This window comes from Pseudomonas sp. S2_E01, from assembly GCF_054668365.1.
Genome location: NZ_CP162762.1, coordinates 1,170,383 through 1,182,487 on the forward strand (window position 1 = coordinate 1,170,383; position 12,105 = coordinate 1,182,487).

The following is a 12,105-nucleotide window of genomic DNA, read 5'->3' on the forward strand; positions in this document are numbered from 1 at the left end:
CGCAACCGGGCGATGAGCGCCGCGTGCAGCAGATCTTCGAGCAGCAGGTGGCCCGTACGCCGGACGCCATCGCGCTGGTCTTCAACGATCAACACCTGAGTTACGCCACGCTCAATGCCCAGGCCAACCAGTTGGCGCGCCTGCTGGTACAGCACGGCGTCGGCCCGGATGTGCTCGTGGGCATCGCCGTGGAGCGGTCGGTGGCGATGATCGTCAGCCTGCTGGCCGTGCTCAAGGCCGGTGGCGCGTATGTGCCGCTGGACCCGGAATACCCGGCCGAACGCCTCGGGGCGATGATCGAGGACAGCGGCCTGCGTCTGTTGCTGACCCAAAGCCACTTGCAGGGCGCATTGCCGGTCGTGCAGGGGGTGACCGCGCTCAGCCTCGATCACCTCCAGTTGCCGGCGCAGGACGACAACCTGTCGGTACGCTGCGGTGCGCGCAACCTCGCCTATGTGATGTTCACCTCCGGTTCCACCGGGCGTCCGAAAGGCGTGGCCATCGAGCACTCGGCGCTGTCGCGGCACACCCTGGCCACCGTGGGCTTCCATGGCCTGAGTGCGGCGGACCGTTGTCTGCAATTTGCCACGTTCAACTTCGATGCCTTCGTGGAGCAGCTTTATCCACCGCTGATCTGCGGCGCGACGGTGATTCTGCGTGGTTCGGACATCTGGGACAGCGAGACCTGGCACCGCGCGGTGATGCAGCAGCGGATCACCGTCAGCGACTTGACCACGGCCTACTGGAACATGCTGGTCAAGGACTTCGCCGCCAGCGCACCGCGTGATTACGGTGTGCTGCGCCTGGTCAGCGTCGGCGGCGAGGCGATGCCACCGGAAGGCGTCGCCACCTGGGCCAAGGCGGGGCTGGGCCATGTGCGCCTGCTCAACACCTACGGCCCGACCGAAGCCACGGTCAGCGCCACGGAACTGGTGTGCACCGACTACGCCCAGCGCCTGAAACCATTACCGGCAACCATGCCGATTGGTCATGCGTTGCCAGGTCGCGGCCTGCACGTGTTGGACATCCACGGCCAGCCGGCACCGGTCGGCGTGGTCGGTGAGCTGGTGATCGGCGGCGACTTGCTCGCCCGAGGTTACTTCAACCGGCCCGACCTCACCGCCGAGCGCTTCATTCCCGACCCGTTCGACCCGGTCGGCGGCGGTCGCCTGTACCGCACCGGCGACCTGGCGCGTTATCGCCCCGACGGCTTGATCGACTACTCCGGGCGCCTGGACCATCAGGTGAAGATTCGCGGATTTCGTATCGAACTGGGCGAAATCGAGACCCACCTGTTACAGGCGCCGTCGGTGCGCCAGGCATTGGTAGTGGCGCAACCGGCGGCCATCGGTCAGCAACTGGTGGCCTACGTGGCGTTTGACGACCCCGCACTGGCGCGAGGCGAGCGGGCGGCCCAGGTGCGTGATGAAATCAAGGCGCGCCTGCGCGAGAGCCTGCCGGACTACATGGTGCCGGCCCATGTGTTGCTGCTCGAAACTCTGCCGATGAGCCCCAACGGCAAGATCGACCGCAAGGCCTTGCCGAAGGTGGATGCCACGGCGGCGACGGGCGGCTTCATCGCCCCGGTCGGGGGGCTGGAACAGCAGATCGCCACGGTCTGGCAAGAGGTGCTGGAGCTTGAGCAGGTCGGGCGCAATGATCACTTCTTCGAACTGGGCGGCCATTCGTTGCTGGCGACCCAGGCGGTGTCGCGCTTGCGCAAGCTGACGGATTACCCGTTGAGCCTGCGCGACCTGTTCAGCCATCCACGGCTTCAGGATCTGGCGGTGTGGATGCAAGAGCAAGGCAAACCGATGGTCGAGGTGCCGCCGCTGTTGGCCCTTGGCCGCAAATCCGTCGCGCCGTTGTCGCTGGTACAGCGCCGTTTGTGGATCGCCGAGCAACTGGCCGGCGGCACCTCCGCTTATGGCATGCCGATGGCCCTGCGCCTGCGCGGCGAGTTGTCCATCCAGCGGCTGATCGGCAGTTTTGCTGCCGTGGTGCAGCGACATGAAGTGCTGCGCACCGCCTATGCCCAGGACGATGAGGGCGACCCGATTGCCCTGATCCGCGAGCAGGTGCCGGTGGACTTCCCGCTGACCGACCTGTCCGGCTTTTCGCGCAGCGCCCAGGAAGAACACGTGGCCCAGGCCGCGCTGGACAACGTGCGCACGCCCATCGACCTGGAACAGGCGCCATTGTGGCGCGGGCGCATCCTGCACCTGGGGGCGAGCGAGCATGTGTTGTTGTTCTGCATGCACCACATCATTTCCGACGGTTGGTCGATGGGCGTGCTGGTCAACGAACTGGTGCAGACCTACCACCTGGGCGAAGACCCGGACACCGCGCGCTTGCCAGCGCTGGACGTGCAATATTCCGACTTCGCCCTGTGGCAACAGGCGCTGGAACAGCAGGGCGTGCTCGGGCAGCAGGCCGTTTACTGGAAGGGACAGTTGGCCGGTTACAGCGGCCAATTGTCGCTGCCGACGGACAACCCGCGCGGCCTGGTGCCGTCGTTCGATGGCGACTCGGTGCAGTTCCGCCTCACCGGCGAACTGTCCCGTGCCCTGCGCCAGCACTCGACCCAGGCCGGCGTGACCCTGTACAGCACGCTGCTGGCGTCCTTCCAGGTGCTGCTGCATCAGGTGAGTGGAGCGGCGGACGTGCTGGTCGGCGCCGACGTGGCCGGGCGCGGGCAACCGGAGCTGGAGCGCCTGATCGGCTTCTTCGTCAACGTGCTGCCGCTGCGTTCGCGCTTCGATGCCGCTGTACCGTTCGCCAGCTTCCTGGCGAACACCCAACAGACGCTGCTCGGCGCCCTGGAACACCAGGACCTGCCCTTCGACATGATCGTCGACGCGTGCGGAGTGGCGCGGCACAAGGGCATGAACCCGCTGGTGCAGGTGCTGTTCGTGATGAACAATCTGCCCGGCCGCGTGCAGACCCTGGGCGGTTTGAGCGTGGAAACGCTGCCGGTGCTGGAGTCCCATTCTAAATTCGACATGGCGTTGTTCGTTGACGATGAAGAAGGGCAATTGCTGGGTAATTGGCAATTCGCCACAACCTTGTTCGGACATGAGCGCATCCAGTACCTGGTCAAGGCCTGGATAGCCCTGTTGGAACAGATCGTCGCTGATCAGGACATTCAATTGGGAGCTATCAGCATGCCAGTCGAACACGCAGCCGCAGCCGCAAGGCCCGCCGTGCCAGGACCGAAAGCCGACAAACTCGGCAAATTCCTCAAGCGTTCCGCCGCCACCGTGAGCAAGATCCGCCCGGCGCCGGTGCGTGAATCGCTGCTTGCTGCACCACAGCCGTTCCCGTTGCTGGTGGAGCCGAACGAGCCGAACCTGGACCTGATCGAGTGGATCAAGCAGAACCGGCCATTGCTCGAGCAGAAACTGGCCGAACACGCCGGCATCCTGTTCCGTGGTTTCGCACTCGACGGCGTCCAGGGCTTCGAAGCCTTCGCCGAGGCCATCCAGCCGGGCCTCTACGGCCAGTACGGCGACCTGCCGAAGAAGGAGGGCGGCAAGAACACCTACCGCTCCACGCCGTACCCGGAACGCAAGATGATCCTGTTCCACAACGAGAGTTCGCACCAGGACCGCTGGCCGCGCAAGCAGATGTTCTATTGCGAGCAGCCTTCGCTGTCGGGCGGTGCCACGCCGGTGGTGGATTGCCGCCTGATGTACGAAAAGCTGCCGGCGGACTTGCGCGAGAAGTTCGAGGACAAGGGCTTGCTCTACGTGCGCACCTTTACCGACAAGCTCGACGTGTCGTGGCAGCACTTCTTTAAGACAGAGGACCGCGCCGAAGTCGAAGCCCGCTGCCGCGCCGGTGGCATCCAGTGGCGCTGGCTGGACAACGACGAGTTGCAGACCCGCACGCCGGGCCCGGCCATCATTCGTCACCCGGTGACCGGCGCCAAGTCGTTCTTCAACCAGGTGCAACTGCACCACATCTACTGGCTGGAACCGGAAGTGCGTGAAGACCTGCTGTCGATGTACGGCCTGGAACGCATGCCGCGCCACGTCTACTACGGCGACGGCACGCCGATCGAAGACGAGGTGATGCAGCGCATCGGCGAGCTGTACGAGGAATGCGCAGTGCGTTTCGACTGGCAGAAGGGCGACGCGATCCTGCTCGACAACATGCTGGTGGCCCACGCCCGCGATCCGTACGAAGGACCACGCAAAATCGTCGTCGCCATGGGCGACATGGTCGACCACAGCACGTTGCGAATGACGCAACCGAACACCGAGGAAACCGGCGCATGAACCCTGTAACCATGGATCAGCAGGATGTGGGGCATGCCCTGACCCCGGAGCAGCAGCGTGTGCTGGCGCAGTTGCCGAAGGCTTCGGTGTGCGCCGATGCCTTGCATTTCCTGGAAGTGGACATCAATGGCGGACTGGACCCGCAGCGCTTGCAAGCAGCGCTGGATGCCGTGCTGGCGCAGCAGCCGATGTTGCTCGCGCAACTGGGCAAGGCAGCGGGGTTCCATGGTCTTCGCCAGTTTGCAGCGGGGGTTGGGCGCTTTCCGTTGACGGTGCAGGCGCGGATCGAGTCGGCGGCTGATATTCAAGCGCAACTGAACGAATGGGCGGCGCGTTCGTTTGTGCCGGGCGAGTCGGAGAATGCCCAGGCAGTGCTGTATCGCCTGGCAGATGCGCAGTGGAAGTTGGTGTTTGGCGTGGCGCGGCATTGCAGCGATGAAAATGGTCTGCATCTGCTTTATCAGCAAGTGCGCCTGGCGTATGAACAGGGCTTGCCCGAGGGCGACGATGCGCCAGGCGAGTTCGGTCAGTACCTGGAATGGCGCAGCGAAGTGGTGCTCGATGAAGATGCTGCCAGTGCCCGGTTGTATTGGCAGGAACACCTGCAGGATGCGGACGTCGAGTTGTCCAGCCCATGGTTGGCCTATCGCAAGGCCAGTGCCGAGTCGGCTTCCGCCTTGTTCAGCAGCGCGCTGGAACCTGCGCTGCTGGTCGGCTTGCAGCAAGCCAGCGCGGCGCTGCAACAACCGCAAAGCCTGTTGCTGCAAGGGGCCTGGTGGTTGTTGCTCGCCCGTTTGAGCGGGCAGGAACAGATGCTGGTCGGGGTGCGCCACGACAGCCGCGAGGACTACGAATATTTTGCCGACGCCTTGGGCGTTTTCACGCGCAGCCTACCGCTGAACCTGGCGCTGCCCTTGGCCGCGCCGTTCGATGGCTGGCTGACGGAATTGGCGGCGCGTCTGGATGAACATCGCACCTGGCAGGAATACTGGGCGCCGGAACTGGCACCCAAGGTCGCGGTTCCGGCTTGTGGTTTCGCCGTGTGGCGTGCGCCGCGTGCCGAGACGGCCGGGTTGCACTGGTTGCCGTCGCCGCAGCCGTCGGCGCCCGGAGAGGTGGAACTGTTGATGCAAGCCGAGCTGGATGACAGCGGTGCGGCACAGGCGCTGCGCCTGCACTTTGCCGCCTCGCGCTACAGCGCGCAGGCGATTGGAGGGCTAGTCGGCCAGTTCAAGGTGTTGCTGGGCGCCATTGTCGCCAACCCGCGCGCGCTGCTTGGACAGTTGTCGCTTCTCGGTGCCGACGAACAGCAGCGCTTGCTGGCGATCAACCCGGCACCGAGCGTGGTCGAGGCGCGTTATCTGCCGCAACGCATTGTCGAACATGCCCGCAGCAACCCGGACGCGATTGCCTTGACCGACGCCACGCAGCGTCTGAGCTACGGGCAATTGCAGGCGAAGGTGACTACGCTGGCTCAGGCTTTGCGCGCCCAGGGGCTGGGGCGTGGTGCGATTGTCGCGCTGGCGTTGCCGCGTTCGGTCGACCTGGTGGTGGCGATGCTGGCGGCGTGGCAGGTCGGCGCGGCGTACCTGCCGCTGGACCCGCAATGGCCGCAGGCGCGTCAGGCCTTGATGCTGGAGCAGGCGGGTGCCGAGCTGTTGCTGGTCGATGGTCGGCAGTTGGAACAGTGGCAGGGCAGTGGGGTGCGGGTGAGCACGCTGACGTCGCTGTTTAATGCCTCGTCGGTGTCTGGGATTGAGCCTGCTGTTGAACTGCAAACCCGGGGCGACGACGTGGCCTACGTGCTGTTCACCTCGGGCTCGACCGGTCAGCCCAAGGGCGTGGTGATTGAACATCGGCAACTGCTCAACTACACCGCGCAAGTCAGCCACGCACTGGGGCTGGAGCAGTGCCGGCAGGTGGGATTCACCTCCACGGTGGCGGCGGACCTGGGCAACACGGCCTTGTTCGGCGCGTTGTTCAACGGCGCTACCCTGCACGTGGCCAGCGACGAGCAGATGCAGGACGCCAGCCGCTTCGCCGCGTTCGTGCAACAACAGGCCATCGACTGCCTGAAAATCGTGCCTTCTCACCTGGCTGCGTTGCTCCACTGCGAACAGGCGCACGTGCCGCGCACGTTGATTCTGGGCGGCGAGCCCATTGCACCGGCCTTGCTCACACGCATCGCTCGTTTGCGCAGCGATTGCCGGGTGTTCAACCACTATGGCCCGACCGAGGCGACAGTAGGGGTGCTGGTGCATCCGTTGGTGCTGGACGGCGACTCGGGGGTCTTGAGCGAGGTGCTGGGTAACAACCAGGTGTTCGTGCTCGACGAGGCGCTGCAATTGGCGCCGGTCGGTGTGTTGGGCGAGTTGTACCTGGGCGGCGCGCAACTGTGCCGCGGTTACCTCAACGCCGAAGCCGATGCGCAGGCGTTTATCCAGAGCCCGTTCGATGCCACGCAGCGGCTGTATCGCACCGGTGACCTGGCGCGTTACCGGCCGGATCTGTCGATCCAGTTGCACGGGCGGCGTGACCAGCAGATCAAGGTGCGGGGGTTCCGCATTGAACTGGCGGAGATCGAAGCCGAGTTGTTGCGTTTGCCGAACGTTGCACAGGCGTTGGTGCTCCCGGGGGCCGCAGCGTCCGCGGGCATGCTGGCATTCGTCGTGGCCAGGGAGATGCCGGTTTCCGGGTGGCTCGACGACCTGCTTTCTGCGCTGGCGCTTCGCTTGCCGAATGTCATGCTGCCCCAGCAGATCCAGGTGGTTGAGCGTTTCCCGCGTTTGGCCAATGGCAAGATCGACCGCAAGGCGTTGCAGCTGTTGGGCGCGCAGTCTCCTGATGAGACTGGCCTGGAACCGCGCGATGCGCTGGAGCAGTTGCTGGCGGCGCGCATGGCGCAACTGCTCGACCTGCCACGCCTGGGCATCGACCGTGATTTCTTTGCGGCTGGTGGTCATTCGTTGCTGGTGATCAAGCTGGTCGCGGGGATTCGCAAGCTGCTGCAATGCGAGATCCAGCCGGGGTTGGTGTTCGACCACCCCACGGTGGCCGGCCTGGCCCAGGCGTTGCGGGCGAGTGAGAGCGTCCCGGGCCAACTGGAAAAAATCGCCCAGGCGAGGTTGCGATTGGACGGCATGAGCCCGGAGGAAAAGGCTTTGCTGGTGCGGCAGTTGCAGGAGGCGAAGGCCCTGTAGGAGCGAGCTTGCTCGCGATAACGATCTTACAGTCCCCCCCAATATCTACTGACGGACACTGCCCCTGTGGGAGCGGGCTTGCCCGCGATGGTGGTTCAGGCGACGCTGACTGTCTGACAACCAGCGTTGCCTGAACCACCATCGCGAGCAAGCTCGCTCCTACAGGGGGAGGCAGGTTTATTTCTTGGGTTCGGCTTGTGTTCGTTCTGGCACGGGCTCCAGCACTTTCACCACATCATCCACCAACGCCTTACCCATCTGCGTCAGGTAATGCGCGGCCCAGGCGTGTCGGTCGGAGTCTCGGGCGTAGGCAGCGTCCTGGGTCAGGCCTTTGGCGAGGAACAGGAAGTCGGAGGCCATGGCCAGGGCGTCACACAGGGGAACGTCGCGGGTGACGTGGAACAGGGGTTGGTTTTCGCAGTAGATGAGCGGGGTGAGGCCGATGGTTTTGAGGTCTCCGGGGTAAGAGGCATCTGTGCTTTTCATTGATTTAGCTCCAAGGTTTGAGGAGCTGCCATTTCGTTACCACACGAAAGGGTGGCAGCTGCACGCAGGGTGGTAAACCGGAAACCAAGGAAACCGGCACGCCCAAGGGCGTCCCACGCACAGCCGCCATATCAAAAACACAGGCAATGAAAACTGCCTGTGTTCATGACTCATGCACTGTCGCGCTGGTTTCTCGGGTTACCACACCCGACCGCTGAATGCTCAGCGACGACCCGAGACTATCCCGCCAAAGAAACGCGGAACAAGGCATCAAATTGCCCAACAGCAAGAATCAGAGTTTGCCTACAAAGACCTGTAGGCGCCATCCGATAATTCCCCTGTACGGTTAAACACAATCCTCTGTAGGAGCGAGCATGCTCGCGATGGACGATCGGACACCGCGGGGCACCAGGCAGCCAGCGTCATCGTTAATGACCATCGCGAGCAAGCTCGCTCCTACAGGGCAATGGGGTCCATCGGGGGCTTTTTACAAAAAATCCACAAATGATAAATAAACTCATTCCGGTTTTTCCCCGGTGCTGCGTCTCACTTCTGTGAGCACGCAAAACCGGGCAGGTAGAACTGCCTCAGGGTTCGTGCGGCGCTACAAGAATTTTTCCGTTGTCCGGACGACCGATACCCGGGGAGGGGTCCGGTCGAAGGTCCAGGCAACGGTTGGCCGTCCAATCCTTCTACCAATAATAGAGAGCACGATGTCAGCAATTCATGAGTTCAAACCTCTGTTCAAGGCTTTGGTCATGTCCCGAAGCATTCGCCCGCGCCACGCGCTGGCCGGGTTGGGCATGGCTTGCCTGTTGCCATTGAGTGCGCAGGTCCTGGCGGAAGAATTCGCCATCACCATTCCGGCGCAGTCGCTGCCCCAGGCCCTGAAGGCGTTTGGCAACCAGACCAACCGCCAGGTGATTTACGACGCCAGCGAGATGGCCGACCTGCGCAGCACGCGTGTCAGCGGCAAATACACCCCGGAAGCGGCGATTGCCGAGCTGCTCAAGGGCACCGGCGTGCGCTACAGCTTCGAAGGCAACACGCTGATGCTCGTGCGCGGCGCCACGGGCGAAAGCCTGGAGCTGGGCGCCACCACCATCAGCGGCCAGCGGGTGGACGCCACGACCGAGAATTCCAACTCCTACACCTCCAACGCCGTGACCATTGGCAAGGGCACCCACACCCTCAAGGAGATTCCGCAATCGGTCACCGTGATGACCCGCAAGCAGATGGACGACCAGGACATCGTCGACCTCAAGGACGCAGCCAACAAGACCACCGGTCTGGTTGGCGCGCAAGGGGTGGGGCGGGGTTTGATCCTCAGCTCGCGAGGCTTTCAGATCGATGACTGGCAATACGACGGCGTGCCGATCCCGCGTAACACCTATGCCCTGGGAAACTGGGCAACCCAGGACCTGATCTTCTTTGACCGCATGGAAGTGCTGCGGGGCGCCTCCGGCTTGTTGCAGGGCACCGGCAGCCCGGGCGGTGCGGTCAACCTGGTGCGCAAGCGCGGCCAGGCTGCGCCGACCGTGACTCTCACCGGCAAGGCTGGCTCCTGGGATCATTATGGCCTGCAACTGGATGCGGGCGGTCCTCTGAACCAGGCTGGCACCATTCGTGGCCGCTTCGTCGCCGATCAGGACAACAGCCACTCGTTCGTCGACAAGGAGTGGTACAAGACCACTTCGCTCTACGGCGCACTGGATTTCGACCTGAGCGAAGACACCACCCTGGGCTTTGCCGTCAGTAACTCCGACGGCACTTCGCGCAGCAACGTTCGGGGCTTCCCACGTTACGCTGATGGCAAACCCGTCGATATCCCACGTTCCACCTACACCGGTGCGAAGTGGAACCACACCGACATCGACGTCACCACGCTCTATACCGACCTGGAACACCGCTTCAACGAAGACTGGGCGTTCAAGGTCGGCGCTGTGCACATGAGCGAAACCAACAAGGCGAAAAACCAGCGCTCGCAAGCTTTTGGCGATGGTCTTGAGCCCGACGGCAGCGGCTTGCAGTACGCGGACTTTGTCACCGATACCGACTCGTCCAAACTGGGTCTGGACATGAACCTCACCGGCAAGTTCGAAGCCTTGTCGATGCAGCAGGAAGTCATGATCGGCGGCAACTATTCCAAGTACCGCTCAGACGACAAATACGCTCGTACCTTTGGTGATGGCTCCGGCAACATCTTCGACATCGATCATGACCGTCCTGAAATCAGTTATGAAAGCTTGCTCGATGCGGGCGGTTTCGGCACACCGAGTAAATACGACATCCGCCAGAAAGGCCTTTACGGGAGCTGGCGCGTAAAGCCTGTGGATGATCTGACACTGGTTGTCGGCTCACGGGTCAGTTGGTACGACTACAGCTACAAATCCTGGAGCCAGGATGCGACCAGCCTGACTGCCAATCCTGACAGCAAGACCAACGAAACCGGCGAAGTCACGCCCTATGCCGGTATCGTGTACGACCTGAGTCGCGAGTGGGCGGTCTATGCCAGCTACACCGACGTATTCACCCCGCAGACCGAGCGCGATACCGCCGGCTCCGTGATCAAGCCGATCATTGGCACCAACTACGAGATTGGCCTCAAGGGCCAGTTGATGGATGGCCGGGTCAACACGTCGGTGGCGCTGTTCCGCTACGACCAGGAAAACCGTGCCGTGCTCAATGAGGATGGTCCGCAGACCTGCGACGGTTGGTACTGCTCAACGGCCTCGGGCAAGGTTCGTAGCCAAGGTATCGACGCCGAAATCAGCGGCGAAGTGATCGACAACCTGCAACTCTTCGCCGGCTATACCTACAACACCACCAAATACCTGGAGGATGCCACTAACGAGGGCAAGGTTTTCAGCTGGTGGACACCGAAACACATGGTGCGCGTGTGGGGTAACTACCAGTGGACTGGCGACTGGAACCGTGTCAGCACTGGCCTGGGTTTCACCGCGCAAACCCACACCCTAGGCTTCAATCACAGCGTCAACGTCCCTGGTTATGCCGTGTGGAACGCTCGCGTCGGTTACCAGCTGACACCGGAAATCGAACTGGCCATGAACGCCAACAACCTGTTCGACAAGACGTACTTCACCGCTGGCTATAACCAGCTCGACGGCAACAACAACTACGGCGACCCACGCAACGTGATGTTCAGCGTGAAGTACACGCCGGAGTTTTGATGCACTGAAGCACGGTTGAAACAAAAAACGCAGAAGCCCAGCTTCTGCGTTTTTTTTGCCCTGTAGGAGCGAGCATGCTCGCGATGGAAGACCAGGCACCGCGGGGTATCAGGCTGCCCGCGTTATCGTTGACGACCATCGCGGGCAAGCCCGCTCCCACAGGGACGGCGGTGATTCTGTAGGAGCGAGCATGCTCGCGATGGAGGGTCGGGCACCGCGGGGAATCAGGCTGCCCGCGTTATCGTTGACGACCATCGCGGGCAAGCCCGCTCCCACAGGGACGGCGGTGATTCTGTAGGAGCGAGCATGCTCGCGATGGAGGGTCGGGCACCGCGGGGTATCAGGCTGCCCGCGTTATCGTTAACCACCATCGCTAGCAAGCTAGCTCCTACAGGGGCGGTGGGTCCCTGGATATTTGTGACACCAAACATTCTGTAGGAGCGAGCTTGCTCGCGATGGAAGACCAGGCCCCGCGGGGCATCAGGCCGCCCGCGTCATCGTTGACGACCATCGCGGGCAAGCCCGCTCCCACAGGGACGGCGGTGATTCTGTAGGAGCGAGCATGCTCGCGATGGAGGATCGGGCACCGCGGGGAATCAGGCTGCCCGCGTTATCGTTGACGACCATCGCGGGCAAGCCGCTCCCACAGGGACGGCGGTGATTCTGTAGGAGCGGGCTTGCCCGCGATGGAGGATCGGGCCCCGCGGGGTATCAGGCTGCCCGCGTTATCGTTAACCACCATCGCTAGCAAGCTAGCTCCTACAGGGGCGGTGGGCCCCTGGATATTTGTGACACCAAACATTCTGCAGGAGCGAGCTTGCTCGCGATGGAAGACCAGGCACCGCGGGGTATCAGGCCGCCCGTGTCATCGTTGACGACCATCGCGGGCAAGCCCGCTCCCACAGGGACGGCGGTGATTCTGTAGGAGCGAGCTTGCTCGCGATGGAA

General features: G+C 63.0%; 4 protein-coding genes (1 of these 4 running past the window's edge). 3 read left to right on the plus strand and 1 reads right to left on the minus strand.

The annotated features are described in order from the left end of the window. Together AB4O36_RS05390 and AB4O36_RS05395 are read left to right on the plus strand one after the other, a co-directional pair. Positions 1-4,280: the 3' portion of a non-ribosomal peptide synthase/polyketide synthase gene (locus AB4O36_RS05390; RefSeq protein ID WP_460141186.1), read on the plus strand. The gene continues 9,172 nt to the left of window position 1, outside the view; only the last 4,280 of its 13,452 coding nucleotides appear in the window; its start codon lies beyond the left edge, outside the window; its stop codon occupies positions 4,278-4,280. Next, positions 4,277-7,480: a non-ribosomal peptide synthetase gene (locus AB4O36_RS05395; RefSeq protein WP_460141187.1), complete on the plus strand. Its 3,204-nt coding sequence runs from the start codon at positions 4,277-4,279 to the stop codon at positions 7,478-7,480. Before AB4O36_RS05390 ends, AB4O36_RS05395 begins: the two co-directional genes overlap by 4 nt. 177 nt (positions 7,481-7,657) lie before the next feature. Here the strand turns inward: AB4O36_RS05395 and AB4O36_RS05400 are convergent, their stop codons facing one another. Continuing rightward, complete coding sequence (locus AB4O36_RS05400; RefSeq protein WP_460122258.1) at positions 7,658-7,966, minus strand: DUF3077 domain-containing protein; 309 nt, start codon at positions 7,964-7,966, stop codon at positions 7,658-7,660. Between the two features lie 713 nt (positions 7,967-8,679). Between AB4O36_RS05400 and AB4O36_RS05405 the strand changes: the two genes are divergently transcribed. Beyond that, entirely contained in the window at positions 8,680-11,157 is a 2,478-nt protein-coding gene (locus AB4O36_RS05405; protein ID WP_460141188.1) for a TonB-dependent siderophore receptor, read from the plus strand. Positions 11,158-12,105: the final 948 nt, after the last annotated feature.